Below are 25,242 nucleotides of genomic sequence, written 5' to 3'. Positions count from 1 at the left end.
GGCCGGGTCCACGCACATGCCGTCGGGTCGACACGAATGCAGGTCGTCGACCTCTGACTGACAGACGGCCTCGATCGAGGCCGTCTGCAACCTGACCTGCTCCCCGCGTTTAGTACGGTGACGGTGTAGAGTCCGTTCCAGAGAGGAACGGCAATGAAAAAGCGATTCACCGAAGAGCAAATCATCGGCATCTTGAAGGAAGCCGAGGCTGGCCTGAAGCCGGCGGAGCTGTGCCGCAAGTACGGCATCTCGGAAGCGACCTACTACAACTGGAAAGCGAAGTTCGGCGGGATGACGGTCTCCGAAGCGCAGCGCCTGAAGGAACTGGAGCAGGAGAACAACAAGCTCAAGCGCCTGTTGGCCGAATCGATGCTCGACAACGCCGCGTTGAAGGACCTGCTGGCTCGAAAGTAGCAAGCCCGCAGGCCAAGCGCGAAGCGGTCCGGATATTGATGACCGAACGTGCCATGGGTGTTACCCGGGCCTGCTGGCTGGTAGGGATTTCGCGCTCGCTGTTCCGCTACGAATCACGTCGCCGGGTTGACGACGAAACGCTGACTGGCCGGATGATGGCCATCGCGGCGCAGAAGCGCCGATACGGCTATCGCCGAATTCACGTGCTGTTGCAGCGTGAGGGCTGCTTCGCCAACCACAAGCGCATCTGGCGCCTGTACAGTAAGGCGGGACTGAGCGTGCGCAAGCGGCGACGCAAGCGTATTGCGGCTGTCGAGCGCATGCCGCTGCCGTTCTGACGGGCTGGCCTATGGTCGGCGGTTTCGATGCTTGAACGTGGTCGACGACTACACGCGCGAGTGCCTGGCCATCGAGGTCGATACTTCATTGCCGGGCCTACGCGTGCAGCAAGTGCTCGAGCGGCTCAAGGAGATGCGAGGCTTACCCGCATCCATCACGGTCGACAACGGGCCGGAGTTCGCTGGTAAGGTGCTGGATGCATGGGCCTACGAAGCCGGTGTCACGCTATCGTTCATTCGGCCTGGCAAGCCGGTGGAGAATGCCTATATCGAGAGCTTCAACGGGCGGTTCCGCGATGAACGCCTGAACGAACACTGGTTCGTCTCAATGCGCCACGCCAAGCGGCTGATTGAGGAATGGCGTATCGAGTACAACACCGAGCGGCCTCATAGTTCACTCGGCTATCTGACGCCTGCGCAGTTCGCGCGGGCGCACGATGCAAAGCAGCAGTTTTTAACCTCGGACTCTAACTGCAGTTCGGACTAAAACCGGGGGCAGGTCACCGGAACAACGGGGCCCAGAATAGAAGCGCCGATCATTGACGGCGAGCGGTGGAAACTGATCGAACCCTTGCTGCCTGTCGTGAAGCCTCGCGCGAAGAGCGATCCGGGGCGTCCGCGTGTGCTGGATCGCGGGGCGCTGAACGGCATCCTGTTCGTGCTCAGGAAAGGCATCCGTTGGAACCACTTGCCGACCCGGCTGGGCTTCGGCTCGGGCGCGACTTGCTGGCGTCGACTGGACGACTGGCAGAAGGCTGGCGTGCGGGATCGGCTGCACGAATTGCTGCTCGACAAGCTGCGTGCGACGGGCCAACTCGACCTCTCATATGCAGCGGTCGATTCATCGTCGGTACCCGCTGTTGGGGCGGGCGAAAAACTAGCCCGAACCCCACGGATCGCGCGCGTCCGGGTTCCAAGCATCACATCCTCTAGATGTCAGCGGCATTCCCGTCGTCGCAATCCTGACCGGTGCAAACGCCAGTGGCGTCACGCAACTGCTGCCGCTCGTCGACTCGATTCCGCCGGAGTGTCGTATTACCGCAACAAAAACACCGAGCGCTGACTCCCATTCATTGAGCGTTTAGACGCTACGCCCCTCCCTCCCAGCGACGGCAAAATGAGTACATAAATGAGTACACATTTCGACAAAAACAAATAATTTTTTATAAAAATCAACATCTTATAATATATTTTCGAGTCCTCTCCTGAGCACCACTCGATTGATAAAAAAGTCGGTTTCTAGCCGGCCTTTTTTCATTTCAGCGCCCGCATCGCGGCGCCGGCCATCGGCCCTTAGGCCCTTATGTCGGCCATTCCGATCGATAGCAGAATTAATCGTTTATCAATCGCCCTCCCCGTTGCTACGTTAGCCGCCTTGCTTTCAACGCATCCAACGAGGAGCACGACTCATGACGTCGATGAACCGCCGCGCATTCGCGCGTGCGATGCTGGCCGCAGGCCTCACTGTCGCGGGCGTACGGTCGCACGCGGAGAACGCGCCCGCCACGCTGCGCATCGGTTACCAGAAGTCGTCGACGCTCATCACGCTGCTGAAGACGCGCGGCACGCTCGAGCAGGCGCTGACACCGCTCGGCCTGCGCGTATCGTGGCATGAATTCGCGAGCGGATTGCCGCTGACCGAAGCGCTCAACGTCGGCGCCGTCGATTTCAGCGCCGACGTGGCCGATACGGTTCCGGTCTTCGCGCAGGCCGCGCATGCGCGTTTCGTGTACGTCGCGCAGGAAGCGCCTTCACCGAAAGCGCAGGCGATCGTCGTGAAGCAGGACAGCGCGCTGCGCACGCTCGCCGACCTCAAAGGCAAGCGCATCGCGGTCACGAAGGCGGCTGGCAGCCACTACCTGCTGCTTGCCGCACTCGCACGCGCGAAGCTCACGCCCGCAGATGTAGCGATCCACTACCTGACGCCTGCGGACGGCCGTGCTGCATTCGAGCGCGGCAGCGTGGACGCATGGATCACGTGGGATCCCTATGTCGCATCGGTCGACCGGAATCCCGACGTGCGAATTCTGGCCGACGGCGACGGACTCGCGTCGTACCAGCGCTACTACCTCGCGTCGAGCAGCTTCGCCGCCGCGCGACCCGACGTCGTCCAGATCCTGTTCGACCAGTTGTCGCAAGCCGGCACGTGGCTGCGCGACCACCCGCAGGAAGCCGCGAACACGCTCGCGCCGATCTGGGGGCTCGACGCGGCAACGATCGCACGTGCGAATGCGCGACGCAGCTACCTCGTCCGCGCCGTGGTCGCGCAAAACTTCGGCGAACAACAGAAGATCGCCGACACCTTCCTCGCAGCCGGATTGCTGCCCGCTCGCGTCGATACGGGACAGGCTCAGCGCTGGAATTTCACGGCAAGACGCGCGGAGCCGGTCGGCGCGTGAGTGCCTGCCACGCGCAGGGCGAATATTTTTATCACTTCGGATGAAATTGTGTTGACAGACTCCGCCGACACGCTAGAATAGCGGTCTTCGCACTGTAGCAAGCGAAACGTGCCCAGGTGGCGGAATTGGTAGACGCACTAGGTTCAGGTCCTAGCGGTGGCAACATCGTGGAGGTTCGAGTCCTCTCCTGGGCACCATCTGTATTTAAAAAGGTCGGCTTTTGCCGGCCTTTTTTCATTTCCGTGACCCGTCCTGAAATAGGTTGACACTTTTTCGCCGAAGCGAAGAGGTGCCAAGTGGAGCAAGGGATCAAGCGAACGCAGCGAGACTACAGCCTGGCTTTTAAATTGTCGGTGGTAGCGCAGGTTGAAAAAGGCGAACTGACGTACAGAGAGGCGCAGCAGCGCTACGGTATCCAGGGACGCTCGACCGTGCTGGTATGGTTACGTAAGCACGGCTTGCAGGATTGGGCCGATCCATCCGGCCGTGCGCGATCGGGTTCCACCATGCCAAAGCCAGACTCAAAGCCACTCACACCGGAGCAGCGCATCAAGGAGTTGGAGGTGCAGTTGCGCGAGGCGCAGGAGAAAGCGGCGCTGTTCGAAGCCGTACTCGACGTGATGCGCAAGGACTACGGGATCACCGTAAAAAAGCCTTCGGGCAGGTCGTCGCGCAAAGGCGGATCGAAAAGCTGAGCGTCGAGCGAGCCTGCCGCTACATGGGCATCAGCCGCCAAGCGTATTACAAGCGATGTCGCAGCGAGAAACGCCGCTGTTCGCAAGCCGAGACTGTGACGGCACTGGTACGCGACGTCCGTTTGCGCCAGCCCAGGCTTGGGACGCGCAAACTGCATCATCTGCTTGGGCCGGCGTTGGTCGAGCGCGGCATTAAGCTGGGGCGAGATGGGCTGTTCGAGATGCTGCGCGCGGCGCGGCTGCTGGTCGTGCCGCACCGGGCGTATCACAAGACGACGCAAAGCCACCATCACTACCGGCGTCATCCAAATCTGCTGAAACGCGGGCCTGAGCAAATCGTACCCACCGGTCCCGAACAAGTGTGGGTAGCCGACATCACATACCTGCCGACGGCGGGCCGGTTTGTGTATTTGAGCCTCGTCACGGATGCGTTCTCGCGCAAGATCGTCGGACATCACGTCCACGACAGCCTGCAGACCGAGCAGGTCAGTCAGGCGCTGAAGAAGGCGTTGCGCAAGCGCCAGACCTGTCAGCCACTGATCCATCACTCCGATCGTGGGATCCAGTACTGCTCGACCTACTATCAGGACATCCACCGACGTCACGGCCTGCGCTGTTCAATGACGGACGGCTACGACTGCTATCAGAACGCGCTGGCCGAACGGGTCAACGGCATCCTCAAGGGGGAGTTCCTGCTGCAGCGTCCCGCGGACCTTGAGCAGGCTGCCAAGATGGTTGAACAGTCGGTACGCATCTACAACCATGAGCGGCCACATACCGCCCTGAAATACAAAACGCCCGATGCGGTGCATCGGGCGTTCTAGCGTCTGGATACTGTCAACCTATTCCAGGACTTGACACCGGCGCCGGAATCGATGCGCAACGCGTACACCGATATCGATGACTCACGTTCGGTTCGCCGCAACGAGTTCGCGCACTCTGCCCGCCCCACCCGAACACGCCCGACCAATTATTTTCGTTCGCGACCTCAAATAGTGTTGACAGCCCTGAAAGACGCGCTATAATTTCGTTTCTTTGCAGCAAGCAGCTCACTGCAAAACGTGCCCAGGTGGCGGAATTGGTAGACGCACTAGGTTCAGGTCCTAGCGGTGGCAACATCGTGGAGGTTCGAGTCCTCTCCTGGGCACCATCTGTATTTTAAAAAGGTCGGCTTTTGCCGACCTTTTTTCATTTCCGGCGCCGGAATCGATGCGGTCGCGCTCGCGATGCTTCCGCACGACGCACACCACCCCGCTAACCGCCCCCCGCTCGCCGGATTTCGTCCATCGCCATCTTCACGAACGGCAAGTTATTACGGCCGCCACGATCCATCCCTGATTCCGCATACCCGCCCGATCACCGCACCAAATCGGGATTTCCCTAGGCTGACAGCGCTGCGCTCACGCGGTTAAATAAATCAACGTGATTTATTTAATGCACCGCCGAGCGGTGCGACATGGAAGGAGACGCCATGAGAAGCCCGCACATCGGCCAGGGAAGCAATTCGGCCAACGTGCGCCGTTACAACGAGCGCCTGCTGCTGAAGACGCTGCGCCGCGTGGGCAGCGCGTCGAAGGCCGACCTCGCCCGTCTCGCGAACATGACGGGCACGGCGGTCGGCAGCATCATCGACTCGCTCGCCGACGCGAAGCTGATCGAATTCGCCGGCCGCACCGAAGGCCAGCGCGGCCAGCCGGCTTCGCTGATCCGCCTCGACCCGCACGGCGCGTTCGGCATCGGCGTCCATCTCGACCGGATGCGCATCGAGACCGCGCTCGTCAACTTCGCCGGCGACGTGCTCGGCCGCCGCTCGCACGACACGCTGCTGCCACCCCCTGCCGACGTGCTCGAGATCGTGCGTCACGACATCGACGCGATGCAGGCCCTGCTCCCCGACCATGAACGTGCGCGCCTGACCGGCGTCGGCGTCGCGCAGCCCTACAACCTCGGTGCATGGATGCGCGAGCTCGGCCTTGCGCCCGACACGTTTCGCGCATGGGAAGACGTCGATTTCGCGGCCGATCTCGGCCGCACGCTGTCGCTGCCCGTCTTCGGCGAAAACGACGGCAATGCAGCGGCGATCGCCGAACTGTTCTACGGATACGGCCGGCAGTGCGACGATTTCGTGTACCTGTTCATCGGACCGGCGATCGGCGGCGGCATCGCGATCGACGGCGACTGCCTGCGCGGCGTGACCGGCAACGCAGGCGACATCGCCGTGATTCCGGTGCTGCCGAGCCGGCTCGCCTCCGCGCCGCCGCCACGCGGCTCGTGGGACATCCTGCTCGCGCGCGCATCGCTGCATGCACTCGTGCGCCATCTGCGCCATCACGGCGAGACGGTCGAGAACCGCGCCGATCTCGAAGCGTGCATCGCCCGCGGCCTTCCGGCCGTCGACGAGTGGATCGACGACTGCGTCGACGCGCTTGCACCGGCGTTGCGCGCGGTGCTGTGCGTGGTCGATGCGCCGGTCGTCGTGCTCGACGCCGACACCGACGCGGGCCTGCTCGACGCGGTCATGACGCGCCTGCGCTCGGCGCTGGTTGCGACCGCCCCCGAAGCACGCGGCACGCCGACGCTCGTGCGCGGCACGTTCGGCGCCGATGCCGGCGCGATCGGCGCCGCCACGCTGCCGATGTTCTTCAACTTTTCCCCGCGGGCCGGCATCCTCAAGGGCGCCCGCACCGACTCGCAGGAGGTCCACCATGTCGCGTTCTGAGTCGCCCCGTCCATTGCTCGAGATGCGCGGGATCAGCAAGACGTTCCCGGCCGTACGCGCGCTCGACAAGGTCAGCCTGACCGTCTATCCCGGCGAGATCCACTCGTTGATGGGCGAGAACGGCGCGGGCAAATCGACGCTGATGAAGATTCTGTCGGGCGCATACCGCGCCGACGCCGGCGGCGAAATCCTGATCGACGGCGAACGCATCGAGATCGACGGCCCGCTCGCCGCACGCGATGCGGGCGTCGCGGTGATCTATCAGGAGCTGTGCCTGTCGCCGAACCTGACCGTCGCCGAGAACATCTACATCGGCCGCGAACTGCGGCGCGGCAACCGGCGCTGGGGCACGATCGACCGCGCGGCGATGGCACGCGGCTGCCAGGACGTGCTCGCGCGCCTCGGTGCGCCGTTCGGGCCCGACACGCTCGTCGACACGCTGTCAATCGCCGAACAGCAGCTCGTCGAGATCGCACGCGCCGTGCATACGCGTGCCCGCATCCTCGTGATGGACGAGCCGACGACGCCGCTGTCGTCGCGCGAAACCGAGCACCTGTTCAGCCTGATCCGCCAGTTGCGCGAGGAAGGCCTCGCGATCATTTATATCAGCCACCGGATGGCGGAGATCTACGAACTGTCCGATCGCGTGTCGGTGCTGCGCGATGGTGCGTACGTCGGCACGCTCGAACGTGCATCGCTGTCGGCCGAGCGACTCGTCGCGATGATGGTCGGCCGCGACATCTCCGGCTTCTACAAGAAGCAACACGCGCAGTACGACCCCGGCCACCTGCTGCTGTCGGTCCGCGACATCGCCGACGGCGCGCGCGTGCGCGGCTGCAGCCTCGACCTGCACGCCGGCGAAGTGCTCGGCATCGCGGGCCTCGTCGGCGCGGGGCGCACCGAACTCGCACGGCTGATCTTCGGCGCCGAACCGCGCGTGCGCGGCGAGGTGAAGCTGGGCGACCGCACGTTCGGCGCCCACTCGCCGCGCGACGCGATCGACGCCGGCCTCGTCTACCTGACCGAGGACCGCAAGCGCCAGGGCCTGTTCCTCGACATGAGCGTGCGCGACAACATCAACATCTCGGTATGCAACCGCGATGCCCGGCTCGGCGCGCTCGACCTCGCACGCGGCGCCGAGCGCGCGCGCGACGCGATCGCGTCGTTGTCGATCCGCGTGCCCCATGCGAACGTCAACGTCGGCGCGCTGTCGGGCGGCAACCAGCAGAAGGTGCTGCTGTCGCGGTTGCTCGAGACGAAGCCGCGCGTGCTGATCCTCGACGAACCGACCCGCGGCGTCGACATCGGCGCGAAATCCGAGATCTACCGGATCATCAACGAACTGGCCCGTGCCGGCGTGGGCGTGATCGTGATCTCGAGCGAGCTGCCGGAAATCATCGGCGTCGCGGATCGCGTGCTCGTGATGCGCGAAGGCGAGATCGCGGGCGAACTCGGCGGCCACACGCATACGTCCATCACGCAGGAAGCGATCATCGCGCTCGCCACCGGCTCGCAGGCCGAACTCGCCGACGCGCACTGAGCCCGCTCTTTCATACCACTCTTACATTCAGGTTACCGAAATGATCAACCCGACCAAGCAGCGGAACCTCGCTTCCGCGACGGCCCAGCCGGTGGCCAACCGTACGCCGCTGTTGCGCGGCGCCGATCAACGCGCCCGCATGCAGTCGCTGATACGCACGGCCGGCATGCTGCCGGTGCTGCTGGTGCTGTGCATCGGCTTCGGCTTCCTGACCGACGGCTTCTTCACGCTGCAGAACCTGTCGATCGTCACGCAGCAGGCATCGATCAACATCGTGCTCGCGGCCGGCATGACCTTCGTGATCCTGACGGGCGGCATTGACCTGTCGGTCGGCTCGGTGCTCGCCGCCGCGGCCGTCGCCGCGCTGCTCGCCTCGACGATCCCCGGCTGGGGCTGGCTCGGCGTGCCGTTCGCACTCGTCGTCGGCCTCGTGTTCGGCGCGATCAACGGCGGGCTGATCTCGTTCCTGCGCCTGCCGCCGTTCATCGTCACGCTCGGCGCGATGACGGCCGTGCGCGGCGTCGCGCGCCTGATCGGCAACGACACGACCGTGTTCAACCCGCAACTGCCGTTCGCGTTCATCGGCAACGGCACGATCCTCGGCGTGCCGTGGCTCGTCGTGATCGCCTGCGCGGTGATCGCGATCTCGTGGTTCATCCTGCGCCGCACGGTGCTCGGGATGCGGATCTATTCGGTCGGCGGCAATCCGGAAGCCGCGCGCCTGTCGGGCATCAACGTGCGCGCGATCCAGATGTTCGTCTATGCGGCGTCCGGGCTGCTGGCAGGCCTCGGCGCGGTGATGTCGGCCGCACGGCTCTATGCGGCCAACGGCCTGCAGCTCGGCCAGTCCTACGAACTCGACGCGATCGCCGCGGTGATCCTCGGCGGCACGAGCTTCGTCGGCGGCGTCGGCTCGATCGTCGGCACGCTGATCGGCGCGCTGATCATCGCGGTCCTGACGAACGGCCTCGTGCTGCTCGGCGTGTCCGACATCTGGCAATACATCATCAAGGGGCTCGTGATCATCGGCGCCGTCGCGCTCGATCGTTACCGCCAGCGCGACTCGGCGCGCACCTGATCCCTTCCCGTCGATTCAACCTCGCGGCGCAGGCCGGTCCGCCTGCGCCGTTCGCCAACAGACCTCACGGAGACACAACGACATGTTCAAGCACACCGCCGCCCTGACCGCTGTCGCCTGCGCACTCGCCTTCGGCGCTTCCGCCGCACACGCGGCCGACAAGCCGCTCAAATCGATCGGCGTCACGGTCGGGTCGCTCGGCAATCCGTACTTCGTCACGATCGTCAAGGGCGCCGAAGCACGCGCGAAGCAGCTCAACCCGAACGCGAAGGTCACGGCCGTCTCGGCCGACTACGACCTGAACAAGCAGTTCACGCAGATCGACAACTTCATCTCCGCGCACGTCGACATGATCCTGCTCAACGCGACCGATCCGAAGGCGATCGAACCGGCGGTGAAGAAGGCGCAGGCGGCCGGCATCACGGTCGTCGCGGTCGACGTCGCCGCGGCCGGCGCGAATGCGACCGTGCAGACCAACAACGTGAAGGCCGGCGAACTCGCGTGCGACTACATCGCGAAGAAACTCAACGGCAAGGGGAACGTGATCATCGAGAACGGCCCGCAGGTGTCCGCCGTGATCGATCGCGTGAACGGCTGCAAGTCCGTGCTCGCGAAAAACGCCGGCATCAAGCTGCTGTCGAGCGACCAGGACGGCAAGGGCTCGCGCGAAGGCGGGATGAATGCGATGCAGGGCTACCTGACGCGCTTTCCGAAGCTCGACGCGGTGTTCACGATCAACGACCCGCAGGCGATCGGCAGCGACCTCGCCGCGAAGCAGCTGAACCGTCCGGGAATCGTGATCACGTCGGTCGACGGCGCACCCGACATCGAAGTCGCGCTCAAGTCCAACACGCTCGTGCAGGCGTCGTCGAGCCAGGATCCGTGGGCGATGGCGCAGCAGGCCGTCAACGTCGGCTACGGGATCATGAACGGCCAGAAGCCGGCCAATCCGATGATCCTGATCGAGCCGACGCTCATCACGCGCGACAACGTGAAGACCTACAAGGGCTGGAGCGCGCCGCGCTGATCGCGCCCCCAGTCCGCCCGCGCAACCGGGCAGTGCCCGGCCGTGTCGCCATGCGCGACGGCCCGCACTGCCCGCTTTCTTGGATCAACCGCTGTACGGCCGCGCGCAACGCCGCGGCACAAGGTTTCGACATGACGACGACGTTCCCCCGCCTGATCGTATTCGGCGAAGCGCTGACCGATTTCATCCGCGACGACGCGCAGCACTGGCACAGCGTCGCCGGCGGCTCATGCTGGAACGTTGCGCGCGTCGGTGCACGGCTCGGCGTGCCGACGGCCTTCGCCGGCACGGTCAGCCGCGACACCTTCGGCGACGAGCTGATGCGCAAGAGCGCCGACGCAGGACTCGACATGCGCTTCATCCGGCAGGTCGACCGCGCGCCGCTGCTCGCGATGGTCGTGTCGAAGCAGCCGCCCCACTATTTCTTCATCGGCGAAAACAGCGCCGACCTTGCCTTCGATCCGGCCGACTTGCCCGCCGGCGCCTTCGACGCGGCCGAGATCGTGCACATCGGCTCGCTCGGTGTCGTGCGCGAGCCGCTCGCGTCGCGCCTGATCGACGTCGCGCAGGCCGCGCGTGCGGCCGGCAAGCGGATTTCGTTCGACCCGAACTTCCGCGCGCCGATGGCTGCGCCGTCTTATCGCGGCACGTTGCGACGGCTGGCCGCGCTCGCCGACTGGATCAAGGTATCCGACGAAGATCTGCGCGGGCTGTTTCCCGAGCTCGACGAGGCGGCCGCGCTCGCGCAACTGCGCGAATGGGCGCCCGACGCGACGCTGCTCGTCACGCGCGGCGCATCGGGCATGCAGCTCCTGCATTGCGACACCGAGCTGTTCCAGCCCGCATTCCCGACTGAAGTCTCCGACACGGTCGGTTGCGGCGATGCGAGCATCGGCGGCTGGCTCGCAAGCCAACTTGCGCGCCCCGATGCGACGGCCGCCGACCATCTGCGCTACGCAGCCGCATGCGCGGCGGTGGCCTGTGCGCACGCAGGCGCCTATGCGCCGACGGCAGAGGAAGTGGCCGGCATGATCGATCGCACGGCCGGCGTCGCCGCGCTTTAGCAATAGACGGCGCCGCCGTGCCGCCGCGTCACGCGGCGGTCGTGCCGTCGCTGCCGTCCGGCGGCATGCCTGCCTTCAGCAGTTGCAGGCTCTCGTCGACGCTCAATTCCGACATCGCGTCGTCGTGCAGCGTATCGTCCGCCGCGCGGCGCAGCGCATGCAGCGCGTGCACCTTGAGCCGCACGATCGCGAGCCGCAACCCGCGCGCCGCGCATTCGGCCGCAAAGGTGCGTAACGATTCGATCGTCGTACCGTCGACATCCGGCGTTTCCTCGAGGCTCAGCATCACGGTATGCGTGTCCGGCGCGGCCTTCATCAGCGCACGCACGCGATTCAGCATCCGGTCCGCATTCGCGAAGAACAGTTGCGCCTCGGGCCGCACGATCAGCACGCCCGGCACCGACTTCGCGTCGGCATGGCTCGCGACGTCGACGAAGTCGTGGCTGTCGCGCAGCCGGCCGAGCACGCTGACGTTCGGCTCGGACAGCTTGCGCAGCGTCAGCAACAGGCTCACGCCGATGGCCGCAAGCAAGCCGTGCAGCACGCCGAGCACGAGCACCGCGAGCAACGCGGCGATCACGACGAGCCGGTCGCGATGCCACGCCCAGTACGGCCGGAAGACGGACGGATGCAACGAGTGGCTGACCGCGAAGATCACGATCGCCGCGAGCACGGGCTCCGGCGTGCGCGCGAGCTGCGGCAGCAGCAGCCAGACGATCAGCGCGACCACGCCGGCCGCCCACAGGCCGGCAAAGCGCGACTGCGCACCGGCCGCCTCGTTCGCCGACGTCGCCGAATAGCCGGCACCGACCGGCATTCCGTGCAGCAGGCCCGACACGAGGTTCGCGCAGCCGAGTGCGACGAGATCGCGGTTCGGCGACACGGTATCGCCATGCTTGAGCGCGAAATTGCGGATCGAACCGTACGACTCCGCGTACAGGATCAGCATCAGCGCGAACGCGAGCTCGACCGTCTGCATCCACGCGTTGCGGTCGAGCGTCGGCAGGCCGAATTCGAGGTGCCGAAAGTCGATATGGCCGACGATCGCGATCCCGTATCGCTGCCAGTCGATCGCGTAGCCGGCCGCGATCGACAGCACGATCACGACGAGCGTCGCGGGCACGCGCGAGCTCCGCCCGAGCACGAACAGCAGCGCCAGCGCGATCGCACCGAGCACGACGCTCGCGAGGTTCGCATGCGGCGCGCCGGCGATCAGGTCGAGCGCGACATGGGGCGCATCGCTGTGTTGCACGGAGATCGCGAGGATCTTCGGCAACTGCTTGATGACGATCGTCAGCGCGAGGCCGAACGTGAAGCCGCGCAGCACGGGCCGTGCGACGAAATCCGACATGCCGCCGAGCCGCGCGGCGCCCGCGAGCATGAACAGCACGCCCGTCATCGCGACGAGCGCCGCCGCGAGCGCGAGCTGCGCGGCCAGCGCCATCCCCGATTCGGCAAGCACGGTTGCCGCGAGCACCGCGGCCGACGACGACGTCGACGACACGATCGCGAAGCGGCTGCTGCCCGTGAGCGCATAGACGACGAGCCCCGACAGCAGCGCGATCAGGCCGGCCTGCGGCGGCAGGTTGGCGAGCCCCGCATACGCGACCGCTTCGGGAATCAGCAGCCCGGCGATCGACAGGCCGGCCAGCGCATCGAGGCCGATGCGCCGCTTGGGCGGCGGCGAAGCGGCATCGAGCGGAGCGAAATGGTCGGCATGCTGCGGGCCGGCGTCGGGACGAATCGGGGCGGTCGTCATGAGGCGGTCGGCGCCGTGCGCCGGTCAGGGCTTGACGGCGATGACGCCCGACCAGCCGGGCAGGTAGCGCGCGTCCTGGTCGTGTGCGCGGTGCAGCGCGACGTCGAGCGCCTTGGCGAAATTCTTGCGGATCTGGTCGAGCGTGATGTGCTGGCGCAGATAGTCGGCCCACAGGAATTCGCTGAACGGCGTCGCGTCCTTCGCATAGCCGCCGGCCGTGCGCAGCTCGCCGGCCAGGCTGCGGTACGGATCGTCGACGAGCCCCGTCAGCGCCTTCGGCAGATTCGCGTAGTCACGGCGCGTGCCGTCCGCGCCGAACGGATGCACCCATTGGTTGTGTTCCATCATCCGCCAGAAGATCGTGTCGTCGAGCCACGACAGATCCTTCAGCAACATGGCGTTCACGCGCGATTCGCCCTCCTCGATCAGCGCGAGGCCGAGATGATGGTGATCGGTGATGTAGTGCAGCCCGCCCGGGCCGAGGATGGCCGGGAACCAGTGCGATTCGATCGCCGCCTTGCGTGCGCGCTTGTTGAGCCCCTTCCAGTGCTTGCGCTTCGCCTTGACTTCGCGATAGCCGACCGTCATCTGCGTCGGACGCAGCGCGTCGAGCCGGACGGGAATGAGATGAACGTCGTTGCCGAGTGCCATGGTCGTACCCCATGTTGCGAAATTTCGGCAACGATACTCCTGATCGCGCGAGCCGTTAATACGTCATGACCTCGATACGCATTCGATTGACGATCTCCGACAACCGTCCGTGCCTGCGCACGACGCTGCGCTACGCGCGCAGGTCGTTGCGTTCGAGACGATGACGAATGTAAGGAATGCCATCGTGCACGACGCTCACGCGACGCATGCCGAGCTTGCGCGCGACGTTCAGCGAGCCGTGGTTGGCTTCCGCGATATCGGCGATCACGCGCGGCAGTCGCACGGTGTCGAACGCGTGACGCACGACGGCTTGCGCGGCCTCGCTCGCGATGCCGCGCCCCCACGTCGCGCGCACGAGCCGCCAGCCGATCTCGACGTCGCGCGCCCCGCCCGCATAGTCGGGAATCAGCAGGATCCAGCCGATGAACGTGTCGGGCGCGGCCTTCTCGAAGATCGACCAGTAGCCGAGGCCCGGCGGATAGTCGCGCGTGATCCGGTGCGTGACGAAGCGGCGATGCTCGTCGGGGTCGTGCCACGGGCCCGCGATGTGCCGCGTGACCTCGGGATCGCGATCCATCGCGAGGCACGCATCGAGATCGGCCAGCACGCGCGGACGCAACCACAACCTCGCCGTTTCGAGCACGGGCAGCAAGTCGGCGGAACGTTCGGTCATCGGGACTCCTGATTCGGTGACGATGTGCATCGCGCACATTACAGAACAAATACAAACAGCCTTCCGGAATGATACAGACGCGTGTCGCCTGGCTCGCGCGGCGCCGTTGCCGTTTCCGAAACAGTTCATTTCGTAGGGATTATTCCTGATTCGACGTTATCGCGCCCCACATCGCGCGGCACCGCGGCCTACACTGATCCATGCCCCCGCACCGCGCGCAGGCCGGGCCGGCATCCGCATGCCTATGCGTGAGCGCACACGCCAACGTGGAGACCTCGGACATGAGCTGGACCCGCGAACAACGCAACGTCACGATCGCCGCCTATCTGGGGTGGACGCTCGATGCGTTCGATTTTTTCCTGATGGTTTTCGTGCTGAAGGACATCGCCGCGGAATTCGCGTCGACGATCCCCGCCGTTGCGTTCGCGCTCACGCTGACGCTTGCGATGCGCCCGCTTGGCGCCCTGATCTTCGGCCGGCTCGCCGATCGCTTCGGCCGACGCCCGACGCTGATGATCAACATCGCGTGCTATTCCCTGCTCGAGCTCGCGTCCGGTTTCGCGCCGAGCCTCACCGCGCTGCTCGTGCTGCGTGCGCTGTTCGGCATCGCGATGGGCGGCGAATGGGGCGTCGGCTCCGCGCTGACGATGGAGACCGTCCCGACCCATGCGCGCGGCTTCGTGTCGGGGCTACTGCAGGCCGGCTACCCGAGCGGCTATCTGCTCGCGTCCGTCGTGTTCGGCCTGTTCTACCAGTACATCGGCTGGCGCGGGATGTTCATGGTCGGCGTGCTGCCCGCGCTGCTCGTGCTGTACGTCCGGACGCACGTGCCCGAGTCGCCTGCGTGGAAGCAGATGGAGAAGCGCCCGCGCCCGAGCCTCGGCGCCACGATCAAGCAGAACTGGAAGCTCACGATCTACGCGATCGTGCTGATGACCGCGTTCAACTTCTTCTCGCACGGCACGCAGGATCTCTACCCGACCTTCCTGCGCGAACAGCATCACTTCGATCCGCATACCGTGTCGTGGATCACGATCGTGCTGAACATCGGCGCGATCGTCGGCGGCCTGTCGTTCGGCTCGATCTCGGAGCGCATCGGCCGGCGCCGCGCGATCTTCATCGCCGCGCTGATCGCGCTGCCCGTGCTGCCGCTGTGGGCATTCTCGAGCGGCCCCGTCGCCCTCGCCGCCGGCGCGTTCCTGATGCAGATCTCGGTCCAGGGCGCGTGGGGCGTGATCCCGGTCCACCTGAACGAGATTTCGCCCGACGAAATCCGCGCGACCTTCCCCGGCGTCGTCTATCAGCTCGGCAACCTGCTCGCGTCCGGCAACGCGACGATGCAGGCGTCGCTCGCCGTTTCGCACGGCAACAACTACGGCCTCGCGCTTGCGCTCGTGGCCGGCACCGTCGCCGTCGTGATCGCCGTGCTGATCCTGTTCAGCCGCGAACGACGCGGCATCGACATGACGCAATCGGTCAATACGCGTAGCACCGTCGCCTGATTCCGCGCATTGCCGCATCGCACCATCGCGCGCGCCCCGCCTGGCCGGGGCCGCGCGTCACACTTTCCGCATTCGCACATCGAACTAGAGGAATTTATCCAGATTCCCCGCTTGCCCGCCCTGCCCGCGATTTTTTATCTTAATAAAAACGACTGTTTGAATCAGATAATCAAATCACCTGTTCGCGGCCGGGAAACCGGCATGGGAGGCGGAACATGGCAGTAAGTCAGGAGGGGCGGCCATCCGCGGGACGGCCGTCCGGGGCTCGGTCATCCGGCACTCGGCAGACCGGCGGCACGAAGGCGCGCATCCTCGATGCGGCCGAGGATCTCTTCATCGAGCATGGCTTCGAAGCGATGTCGATGCGGCAGATCACGTCACGTGCGGCGGTCAACCTCGCGGCGGTCAACTATCACTTCGGCAGCAAGGAAGCGCTGATCCACGCGATGCTGTCGCGCCGGCTCGACCAGCTCAACCAGGAACGCCTCGGCATCCTCGACCGCTTCGATGCGCAGCTCGGCACGCACATCACCTGCGAGCACGTGCTCGGCGCGATGTTCATTCCCGCGCTGAAGGCCTCGCGCAATCCCGAACGCGGCGGCCCCGGATTCCTGCGGCTGATCGGCCGCGCCTATACCGATCCGTCGCCGTTCGTGCGCAACTTCCTGACCGCGCACTACGCGAGCGTCGCGGGCCGCTTCTTCGACGCGTTCCAGCGCGCGTTGCCGCATCTGCCGCGCACCGAGCTCGGCTGGCGGCTGCACTTCGCGATCGGCGCACTGTCCGGCGCGCTCGCGGGTGCCGAGACGGAAAGCCTGATCGACGAGTTCTCGCAAGGCCGCACGATGAACGACGTGCAGATGATCGCGCGGCTGTCGTCGCTGATCGTTGCCGCGCTGAAGGCGCCGATGCCCGACAGCGCGCAGCTGTCGATCTTCGCGGCGGTGCTCGACGACGCAGGCGCCAGCGAAGCGTTCGGGTTGCCGCAGTCGGGTGCCACGACCGCCGATACGGCGACACTGCATTCCACGAACTGAGCGCGCGGGGCCACGCGCGGCGTCTTGTTCACGATTTGATTGATGCGCGCGGTCATGCGGGGCGTCGAGGCGCCCGCACCGACCGGCCGCGAAGCACGGGGCATGGGCAGGCGCCGAAGCGTCCGCCTGCCCTCGCCGAGAAGCAAAGACCGGAGACACGTCATGTCATCTTCCGCAGCAACCGCAGCGACCCAGATCCCGCCGAACACCGACGGCATCTGGTACGCGTCATATCCGCCCGGCGTCCCGCACGAAATCGACGTCGCGCAATACGCGTCGCTCGTGCAGTTCTTCGACGAATGCACGACCCGCTTCGCCGATCGCGTCGCCTACGTGAGCGCCGGCGCGTCGATGACCTACCGCACGCTCGCGCAGAAAGTCGACGCATTCGCATCGTATCTGCAGAGCCTCGGCGTGAAGCCGGGCGACCGCGTCGCGATCATGCTGCCCAACACGTTCCAGTACCCGGTCGCGCTGTTCGGCACGCTGAAGGCCGGCGCGATCGTCGTCAACGTCAATCCGCTCTATACCGTGCGCGAGCTGGCACACCAGTTGAAGGACAGCGGCGCGCAGACGATCGTCGTGTTCGAGAACTTCGCGCGCACGCTGCAGGACGCGCTGCCGGAAACGCAGGTGAAGAACATCGTCGTCACCGCGCTCGGCGACCTGCTCGCCGACGGTTTCAATGCGAAAGGACGCCTGATCAATTTCGTGCTGAAACACGTGAAGAAGCTCGTGCCGGCCTACCACCTGCCGCAGGCCGTCCGACTGCGCCCGGCCCTCGCGCTCGGCGCGCGCGTCAAGCCGCAGCCCGTGCAGACGACACGCGACGGCCTCGCGTTCCTGCAATACACGGGCGGCACGACCGGCGTCGCGAAAGGCGCGATGCTCACGCACGGCAACCTGATCGCGAACCTGCTGCAGGCGAAGGCGTGGATCGCCGACCAGGTGTCGGGCGACGTCGAAACCGTGCTCACGCCGCTGCCGCTGTATCACATCTATTCGCTGACGGTGAACGCGTTCATCTTCATGGGACTCGGCGGGCGCAACATCCTGATCGCGAACCCGCGCGACATGAAGATGGTGATGAAGATCATCCGCAACGAAACGTTCACGGGCATCACCGGCATCAACACGCTGTACAACGCGTTCCTCGACAACGAGGAATTCCGCCAGCGCGACTTCTCGAAGCTCAAGCTCGCGATGGCCGGCGGGATGGCGATGCAGCGCGCGGTCGCGGAACGCTTCCAGCAGGTGACGGGGCGGCCGGTCGTCGAAGGCTATGGGCTCACCGAATGCTCGCCCATCGTCACGATGAACCCCGTGGACCTGAACGACATGGCCGCGTTCAGCGGCTCGATCGGCCTGCCCGCGCCGTCGACCGTCGTGCGCTTTCGTCGCGAGGACGGCACCTGGGCGCCCGTCGGCGAGCCGGGCGAGCTGTGCGTGCACGGCCCGCAGGTGATGCGCGGCTACTGGCAGCGCCCGGACGAGACGGCCAAGGTCATCGACGCCGACGGCTGGCTCGGCACCGGCGACATCGGCGTGATGGACGAGCGCGGTTTCATCCGCCTCATCGACCGCAAGAAGGACATGATCCTCGTGTCGGGCTTCAACGTGTATCCGAACGAAATCGAGGAAGTGCTCGTGATGCATCCGGGCATCAGCGAGGCCGCGGCGATCGGCATTCCGGACGAAGTACAGGGCGAACGGATCAAGGTGTTCGTCGTGCGCCGCGACCCGTCGCTGACGGTCGACGACGTGCTCGCGCACTGCCGCAAGAACCTGACCGGCTACAAGATGCCGAAATTCGTCGAGTTCCGCGACGCGCTGCCGCAGACGAACGTCGGCAAGATCCTGCGCCGCGCGCTGCGCGACGAGGAACTCGCCAAAGTCAAGGCTGCGAAGCAAGGCTGAACGATCCATCGCTCCGGGAGACGCTGTCGATGAACGAAGGAATGAAGCGCCGCGCACGGCATGCCGCCGCCGCGACCGTCGCGGGCCTGCTGTCGCTCGCGCACGCAGGCCTGCACGCGCAGGAAACGGCCGATGCCGCGAGTGCGGCACACGAGGTCGCACTGCCGGCGGACCTCGCGAAAGTCACGCGCGAGCCGCTCGCGCAACAGGCAGGCTGGCTGCGCACGGCCGCGCAGCGCGGCACGCTCGCGCAGCTCGACGACGCGACGCTCACCGCGCTCTTCAAGGCGCTCGACCCGCTCGCCGTGCCGCTCTATATCCGCAATGGTCCTAACGGCTATCCGGCGTACCAGTTCACGATGGTGCGCCAGGAGCGCATCAGCGGGAAATGGTCCGACACGCCCGACCGCATGCTGGTGAAGACCACCCGCGAGCCGCTGCGCGTGTATGCGAAATGGTTGCCGGGCGGCGCGCATGCGGGACAGGAGACGATCTACGACACGACGCAGCGCAAGGACGAGATGTACGGCCATCTCGGCGGCCTGCTCGGCAAGATTCCGCTGTGGACGGCGCTCGACGGCGCGCTGGCGCGTGCGCAGTCGAATCACCAGGTGAAGGATCTCGGTACCGAGTTCATCACGAACCTGTACCTGACCGAAGGGAAGAAGTATCTCGAAGCCGGCGTGCAGCGGCCGACCCAGGTCGAAGCGAAATCGATCGGCGGCGTGCGCGTGGTCGCGCTCACCTACGAGACGCCGACCGGCCGGCCGCAGTTCTACGCGAAGAAGGAAGTCCTCGGGCTCGACCTGCACGCGCCCTATTTCCGGACCGTCGAGTCCTATGACAACGACGGCAGGATCTTCGAGCGGATCGTCATCGAGAAAATCGCGCCGGCCACTCTCGACGACACCGCATTCGACCCGAAAAACCCCGACTACGCGTTCTGATGCGTGCCGGCGCGGTTGACGCCGCGATCAATCGTCATCGTCGTCGCCGTGGTGCTTGCGCCAATGCTTGTAATAGTGCTTGCGCCACTTCCGGTAGCGATCGTCGTCGTCATCGCCGTAGTAGCCGTATCCGTAGCCCGGATAGGCGACGACGGCCGGCTGCGGCGCCACATAGACCGGTGCCGGCTCGACATAGACCGGTGCGACCGGTACGCCGATGCCGACCGACAGGTCGACATGCGCCATTGCACTGCCGGAAGCCAGCAACGCCACGCCGCCGACCCACCCTGCCCATTGCCTCATGTTCATGTTCTGCATCCCTGATACGCCAGCCCGCCCGGCGCGCGCGCTCAATGTAAGCGCACCGCACACGGCGAGGTGATACGGCACTGCGAGAGTCGTAACGCGACGTAACGAAACGGCGCTAGCTATTCGGCCGAATCGCGAAAATGCGCTGGAACGTCTATAGTGGGTTACGGTTCGACACAATCACGACTGCGCGCTTCCCTATCGAACAGGGTAGAATTCCGCCAAACGCCTTGTGGACGAATACGCCACACACACGCACAACACATTCTCTGACGCAGGCTCCTGCCGCACCTCAATGGCCAATCCCGCAGAATCCCATCCGCAAAACGACTTCATCAATTCGGCGCGCAAGGAACGTAAGCGCGTTGAAATCTATCTCGTCAACGGCATTCGTCTGACGGGGTGCATCGAGTCGTTCGACCAGTACCTGGTGATGCTGCGCACCCCCGTGGGTCTGCAAGGCATCTACAAGCGCGCGATTTCCACCATCCAGCTCGACACGGGCGGCTCGCGCCCGGGCGGCGGCGGTCCCCGCGGGCCGCGCACCGGCGGTCGCCCCGGCGGCCGTGAAGGCGGCGGTCACAGCCCGTACGGCTCGCACGGCGGCCCGCGCGAATCGCGCGGCGACGGCAGCGGCTACGGGTCCCGCGAACCGCGTGAAGGCTATGGCTCGCGCGAACCACGCGAAGGCTACGGCGCGCCGCGCGAGCCCCGCGAACCGCGCGAAAGCTATGGCGCGCCGCGCGACAGCGGCGACGCATCCGGCAACACGTCGTCGTCGGATTCCCGCGGCGGCAACGGTCCGGTGATCGTCACACGCCGCCGGCGAATCGTGCCGGACGGCCAGTAAAACAAAAGGGCAAGCCAAACGGCTTGCCCTTTTTGCTGGTGCAGCCGGCGCGGCATGTCGCCGCACCGCTGCCGGGTTCAGCGTGCCGTCGTCGGCAGGCCCGCGTCGGCCTCACGCTGCAGCGAACGCACCTGCTGCTGCAACGCGCGCAATTGCGACTGGAGCTCAGCCTGCTGCGCCTGCAATGCCGCCGTCTCGTTGCGTACGTTCTTCTGGCGATCCGCGACCGCCGCCTGCTGCTGGCGTGCGATCGAGATATCGGCCTGCAGGCGCCGTGCGCGATCCTGCGTAACCTCGATCTGTTTGTCCATCTGCGCCTTCTGCGATTCCAGCTTCGCCGCCCGCAGTTCGTTGACGGCCAGCCGCTCCGCCTGACGCGAGAAATCACGATAAATCGCTTCCGCGCGCGTTTCGTCGTACGTCTTGATCACGCGCCAGAACGCCTTCTGCTGGAACAGCGCGACGAAGTACGCACCGTCCTTCACGTTGAACAGCAGGCTCGCACCGTAGCTGCCGTTGTAGCTCGTGCGCATTTCCGTCAGCGAGTGCGCCTGAATCTGGCGCTGCAGATCGTCGACCGTGCTCGGCCCCGTCGATTCGCCCGCCTGCGGCTGCAAGGACGTCTGGCCCTGCTGATCGATCACCGGAATCGCCGCCACCGGCGCCGACGCCTGCTGCACCGCCGGCGAATCGCTGCCGGCCAGGCCCTGTGCGTACACGCCCTGCATGCCTCCCACCAGGGCGAGCAACACGCCCACCCGCCCCAACCCCGTCATATGGCTCATGAAGTTTTATTCCCGCCCGAGTCGTTGTAATTCAGCGCGATTTTATCTCATTAATTACTCGCTTTCGCGGGTCTCGGGCTCTTCGTCGAAGATCTGATATTTGCGCATTTTTTCCCACAGAACCTTACGGCTGATGCCGAGCTGCTGCGCCGTATCCTGACGACGCCAACCGTTTGCGTCGAGCGCCGCAATGACGCGGCTGCGCTCGTTCATGTCCCACTTGCTGCGATCGACAAACACCTCGGCCGCGCTCTCCACCGGCACCGGTTGCGCCGAATTGCGCGCGTGCGCGATCAGCCGTTGCAGCCGCGCGGCATCCCACCCGCCCGTCTGCCGCACCGTCACGCCGACACGCTCGGCGAGGTTGCGCAATTCGCGCACGTTGCCGGGGAAATAGCTGTCCGCGACCGAATCCGTCAGCCAGTACGGCAGATCGGACAACTCCGCGAGCCGCTCCTCGCCGACGACCTGCGCGACAAACGACTTGAACAGCGCGATTTTGTCGACTGCGCCGCGCTCTTCCAGCGACGGAATGCTCAGCTCGATCACCGCGAGCCGGTAATAGAGATCGGCGCGGAACAGCCCATCCTTGACGAGTTGCGGCAGCTTCTTGTTGCTCGCCGCGACCAGCCGGAAATCGACCTTGACCGGCGCCGTCGCGCCGACGCGCAGCACCGCGCCATCTTCGAGCACGCGCAGCAGCTTGACCTGCTGGTACAGCGGCAGGTCGCCGACTTCGTCGAGGAACAGCGTGCCGCCGCCCGCCTGCTCAAAATAGCCTTTATGCGCAACAACCGCGCCCGTGAACGATCCTTTCGCGTGACCGAAGAACAGCGATTCGAACAGGCCGTCGGGGATCGCGCCGCAGTTCACCGGCACGAATTCGCCGTGCCGGTAGCGCGAATGCTTTTCGTGCAGCAGTTGCGCGATGCGTTCCTTGCCGACGCCGGTTTCGCCGTGCAGCAGCACGTTGGTGTCGCAGTCGGCGAACGTATCGACTTCGTGCAGCAGCGCCTGCATCGATTCGGAGTGCGCGACGAGTTCGGACGGCCGCGACGTTTCGGCCGAGTGCGCACGCAGTTGCGTGACGAGCTTGCCGATCATGCCGCGCAGCTCGGCGCACGTGAAGTCGAGCGGCAGGATGTGCGAATAGTCGGGCGGGTACTGCGACGCGTCGTTGTCGCGCGCCGCGCCGACCCAGACCACCGGCATGCCGATGTTGGCCTGCCAGTCGCGCAGGAACGCGGCGCCGCCCTCGATCATCGTCACGCTGATGATCGCGAGCGACGGCCGCAATGCGGCGCGCTCGGGCGAGATCTCCGCGTTGTCGGCGCGGATCACTTCGACGTCGAAGCTCGCCATGCACCGGGCGACGCGGTCGACAATGTCCGCCTTGCCTTCCCAGACATACAGGTCGAGCTCTTCGATTGCGGGCGTGGTTCTCATGTTTCGGGTGCGGCTTCAGTTATTGACGAGTTGCTCGGCATTGCAGGTCAGTGACCGATTGCGGGCGACGGCGATGCCGCCCGCTTCGATGACGGAACGCTCAGGCATTTATTGGACAAGCATGGGATTGCCGCATTTGATCGAGTCCGGTGTGTTCGTGACATAGGCATTCCCCAGGCTCAGGCCGAGCAGGCCCGTGACCGAGGTCAGGAGCGAATCGATCGGTTGCAGGAGGAGCGGGACAAGCGTGCTTCCCAATGCAGTCAGAAGCGGCCCGGTCAGGATATCCAGCAACGGGTTCAGGATGCCGGCCAACACCGATGCCAATCCGCCGCTTGCCGACACGGAGACCGACAAGCCGCTGCCGACGATACCTTGAACCGCCGGCGACAGGAACTGGTCCGTTCCCGTGCCCAGCATGTACGGCGACGCCGGACTCGGCGAAGCGGATGAACCTGGGCCGGGATACGTGAACGTCAGCGGCGTTGGCGTTTGATTGGCAACGGGAACCGTCAACTGTCCGGGCTTGAGGCTGATATTGACGGATATCTGGTTCAGGTTGATCAGCCCCAGCGTCAACACGTTGAGCGCTGAAATCACCGTATTGAGCCCCAGCAAGCTGAGCAGGCTCTGCAGGTTCACTGCGACCAGCGTGATCGGGGTTCCGCTGCCGGTCGTATATCCGGAAGGCGCGTTGAGGTTGATCGGCGTATTCGCCGAACCGCCGATGTACACGGCCACGACCCCGGTCTGCACGTTCACCTGTGCGGTCTTCGTGCCGTCCGCGGTGCAGGTGACGGACATCAGGCCCGCCGTCGCCGGCGCCACATAGGCGGTGATCGGCAATTGCACCGCGGCAAGCGGCGTCGCCGTGCCGGACGAGCAACTGCCGCCCGGAAAGACCAGCGCGCCGTTCGAGCAGGTCGACAGCAGCGAGATCGACGTATTGAGGAACACGTTCCCCTGTGCGGTCGACGTGTTGGTCGTGCAATTGGTGGTCGCGCAATTCGCCGGCCCGGGCGGACCACTCGCGGTGGCCGGCGGGTTCGCGCCGAGCTTGACGGAACCCGACACGGTCACGTTGAGCAACGGTGCGAGCAAGGTCGGCGTCTGGACCGTTACGCTCGGGATGCTGACCGAATTCGTGCCGTTTGCGAGCTGCAATGCAGTCGACAGCAAGCCGAGCGCATTGACGCTGGCGTTGACGGCGGAGCTTCCCGTCGCCGTTGCAGCGGAAACCAGCTGACCGAGCGCGATTTGCGGCCCGCCGCACACGCCGCCGGAACAGAGAGCGACGACGATCGCGTTCAGCACGTTCAGGTTCGCGCCGACCAGGTTCTGTTGCGTCGCCGCCTGGACTGCCGCATTGGCCAGTTGACCCAGCGTCACGGTACCGTTCAGCACGGACGTGCTGGTGCCGACCGGCAGATTGGCGAGAATGCCGGCCAGTTTCAGATTGACTTGCGCAAGCCCCTGATAATCGACGAGCTGCAGGCTCAGCGGATTGGGCGTACCCAGCAATGCCTGGAGCAACTGGTTCGCCAATCCGCCGTTCAACGCCGCCAGCGATGTGGTCAGCGTAAAGGTGTCGGTCGGCACGCTCTTCGCGATCGCCGACCCGCTAATCGTCACGCCATTGATAAAAATTCCGCTCACGGGCTCGGACACAGTAACGCAGACGGCGTTGACCGATTGACCGGCACTGACGGCGCCACCCGATAGGCCCGCGCATTGGTTATTGGCTGGCAGCGGTGCTCCCGAGGTACGCGTAAACTGTGCGCTGCCGCCGCTGGTTGGCGGCGGACTCCAGATGCCGCACGTCACCGTTGCAGTCGATGTTCCCGACAGCAGGCTCGCCGGCACATTCGTGACTTGATTGACCGCAGTCGTAGCGGCCGTACACGTGGCGTCGCTGGCAACCTGTGTCACTGCGGAGAGCGCGGCAGTATCGGCGGCGGCCTGCATATGACGTCGCTCGGCATAATAGCGACCGATATCCGTCGCGCCCAGCACGATGACCGCGATCGCCAGGAAAATCGTCGCCATGATCGCAGCGCCGCCACGCTGATGACGTATTCCCAGGTAGCCCGCC

General features: G+C 65.3%; 19 protein-coding genes, 2 tRNA genes and 2 pseudogenes. 16 read left to right on the top strand and 7 right to left on the bottom strand.

Going from position 1 to position 25,242, the window contains the following annotated elements; genetic code table 11:
- Positions 1–153 precede the first annotated feature (153 nt).
- The 11 genes and pseudogenes from AC5LXX_RS07710 to AC5LXX_RS07660 all read left to right on the top strand — a co-directional run bounded on the left by AC5LXX_RS07710 (position 154) and on the right by AC5LXX_RS07660 (position 11,274).
- Positions 154–1,239: pseudogene (locus AC5LXX_RS07710) on the top strand (IS3 family transposase).
- Positions 1,240–1,275: 36 nt separating this feature from the next.
- Positions 1,276–1,777: pseudogene (locus AC5LXX_RS07705) on the top strand (IS5 family transposase); the annotation flags it as partial.
- Between the two features lie 384 nt (positions 1,778–2,161).
- On the top strand, positions 2,162–3,151 hold the full coding sequence (locus AC5LXX_RS07700) for an aliphatic sulfonate ABC transporter substrate-binding protein (RefSeq protein WP_493411023.1): 990 nt from the start codon (positions 2,162–2,164) through the stop codon (positions 3,149–3,151).
- Positions 3,152–3,261: 110 nt separating this feature from the next.
- A tRNA-Leu gene (locus AC5LXX_RS07695) sits at positions 3,262–3,348 on the top strand.
- 99 nt (positions 3,349–3,447) lie between these two features.
- Positions 3,448–4,670, top strand: a protein-coding gene (locus tag AC5LXX_RS07690) for an IS3 family transposase (RefSeq protein ID WP_493411022.1) whose coding sequence is annotated in 2 segments (ribosomal slippage) — positions 3,448–3,813 and positions 3,816–4,670 — 1,221 coding nt in all. Because the reading frame shifts where the segments join, the coding sequence is not laid out codon by codon here.
- A 239-nt stretch (positions 4,671–4,909) separates the two neighbouring features.
- Positions 4,910–4,996 (top strand) — tRNA-Leu (locus tag AC5LXX_RS07685).
- Between the two features lie 321 nt (positions 4,997–5,317).
- A complete protein-coding gene (locus AC5LXX_RS07680) occupies positions 5,318–6,565 on the top strand; it encodes an ROK family protein (protein WP_493411021.1) in 1,248 nt (415 codons plus the stop codon).
- Complete coding sequence (locus AC5LXX_RS07675; protein ID WP_493411020.1) at positions 6,552–8,105, top strand: sugar ABC transporter ATP-binding protein; 1,554 nt, start codon at positions 6,552–6,554, stop codon at positions 8,103–8,105. The genes AC5LXX_RS07680 and AC5LXX_RS07675 overlap by 14 nt, the downstream gene beginning before the upstream one ends.
- Before the next feature lie 40 nt (positions 8,106–8,145).
- The gene (locus tag AC5LXX_RS07670) at positions 8,146–9,183 is read left to right on the top strand and encodes an ABC transporter permease subunit (RefSeq protein WP_124454896.1); all 1,038 of its coding nucleotides are present in this window, start codon (positions 8,146–8,148) and stop codon (positions 9,181–9,183) included.
- Between the two features lie 82 nt (positions 9,184–9,265).
- Positions 9,266–10,210, top strand: a complete 945-nt coding sequence (locus tag AC5LXX_RS07665) for an ABC transporter substrate-binding protein (RefSeq protein ID WP_493411019.1) — start codon at positions 9,266–9,268, stop codon at positions 10,208–10,210.
- A gap of 131 nt (positions 10,211–10,341) precedes the next feature.
- Positions 10,342–11,274 (top strand): carbohydrate kinase family protein, encoded by a 933-nt coding sequence (locus tag AC5LXX_RS07660; RefSeq protein WP_493411018.1) that lies wholly within the window; start codon positions 10,342–10,344, stop codon positions 11,272–11,274.
- A 28-nt stretch (positions 11,275–11,302) separates the two neighbouring features.
- On the opposite strand, the gene AC5LXX_RS07655 is transcribed toward AC5LXX_RS07660, so the two are convergent.
- From AC5LXX_RS07655 to AC5LXX_RS07645, 3 genes are all read right to left on the bottom strand, one after another.
- Positions 11,303–13,033, bottom strand: a complete 1,731-nt coding sequence (locus AC5LXX_RS07655; RefSeq protein WP_493411017.1) for a SulP family inorganic anion transporter — start codon at positions 13,031–13,033, stop codon at positions 11,303–11,305.
- 24 nt (positions 13,034–13,057) lie between these two features.
- The gene (locus AC5LXX_RS07650) at positions 13,058–13,684 is read right to left on the bottom strand and encodes a ParB-like protein (protein WP_493411016.1); all 627 of its coding nucleotides are present in this window, start codon (positions 13,682–13,684) and stop codon (positions 13,058–13,060) included.
- Between the two features lie 130 nt (positions 13,685–13,814).
- A complete protein-coding gene (locus tag AC5LXX_RS07645) occupies positions 13,815–14,357 on the bottom strand; it encodes a GNAT family N-acetyltransferase (RefSeq protein WP_493411015.1) in 543 nt (180 codons plus the stop codon).
- 281 nt (positions 14,358–14,638) lie between these two features.
- On the opposite strand from AC5LXX_RS07645, the gene AC5LXX_RS07640 reads away from it, so the two are divergent.
- The 4 genes from AC5LXX_RS07640 to AC5LXX_RS07625 all read left to right on the top strand — a co-directional run bounded on the left by AC5LXX_RS07640 (position 14,639) and on the right by AC5LXX_RS07625 (position 19,760).
- Positions 14,639–15,859 (top strand): MFS transporter, encoded by a 1,221-nt coding sequence (locus AC5LXX_RS07640; protein ID WP_493411014.1) that lies wholly within the window; start codon positions 14,639–14,641, stop codon positions 15,857–15,859.
- 215 nt (positions 15,860–16,074) lie between these two features.
- Complete coding sequence (locus AC5LXX_RS07635) at positions 16,075–16,896, top strand: TetR/AcrR family transcriptional regulator (protein WP_043182625.1); 822 nt, start codon at positions 16,075–16,077, stop codon at positions 16,894–16,896.
- 162 nt (positions 16,897–17,058) lie between these two features.
- Positions 17,059–18,813 (top strand): AMP-binding protein, encoded by a 1,755-nt coding sequence (locus tag AC5LXX_RS07630; RefSeq protein ID WP_493411013.1) that lies wholly within the window; start codon positions 17,059–17,061, stop codon positions 18,811–18,813.
- Positions 18,814–18,842: 29 nt separating this feature from the next.
- Complete coding sequence (locus AC5LXX_RS07625; protein ID WP_493411012.1) at positions 18,843–19,760, top strand: DUF1571 domain-containing protein; 918 nt, start codon at positions 18,843–18,845, stop codon at positions 19,758–19,760.
- 27 nt (positions 19,761–19,787) lie between these two features.
- On the opposite strand, the gene AC5LXX_RS07620 is transcribed toward AC5LXX_RS07625, so the two are convergent.
- Entirely contained in the window at positions 19,788–20,069 is a 282-nt protein-coding gene (locus tag AC5LXX_RS07620; protein WP_124454877.1) for a PXPV repeat protein, read from the bottom strand.
- Positions 20,070–20,364: 295 nt separating this feature from the next.
- Here AC5LXX_RS07620 and hfq point away from each other — a divergent pair, with 295 nt between their 5' ends.
- Complete coding sequence (gene hfq, locus AC5LXX_RS07615; RefSeq protein WP_493411099.1) at positions 20,365–20,919, top strand: RNA chaperone Hfq; 555 nt, start codon at positions 20,365–20,367, stop codon at positions 20,917–20,919.
- A gap of 77 nt (positions 20,920–20,996) precedes the next feature.
- On the opposite strand, the gene AC5LXX_RS07610 is transcribed toward hfq, so the two are convergent.
- From AC5LXX_RS07610 to AC5LXX_RS07600, 3 genes are all read right to left on the bottom strand, one after another.
- Positions 20,997–21,704 (bottom strand): DUF2968 domain-containing protein, encoded by a 708-nt coding sequence (locus tag AC5LXX_RS07610; RefSeq protein ID WP_493411011.1) that lies wholly within the window; start codon positions 21,702–21,704, stop codon positions 20,997–20,999.
- Positions 21,705–21,758: 54 nt separating this feature from the next.
- On the bottom strand, positions 21,759–23,150 hold the full coding sequence (locus tag AC5LXX_RS07605; protein ID WP_322084002.1) for a sigma-54 dependent transcriptional regulator: 1,392 nt from the start codon (positions 23,148–23,150) through the stop codon (positions 21,759–21,761).
- Between the two features lie 108 nt (positions 23,151–23,258).
- Entirely contained in the window at positions 23,259–25,196 is a 1,938-nt protein-coding gene (locus AC5LXX_RS07600; protein ID WP_493411010.1) for a pilus assembly protein TadG-related protein, read from the bottom strand.
- Positions 25,197–25,242: the final 46 nt, after the last annotated feature.

The sequence above is a fragment of the Burkholderia torrens genome, from assembly GCF_984668525.1.
Note: the sequence above shows the minus strand (reverse complement) of the source record. Positions and strands in the feature narration are given on the sequence as shown.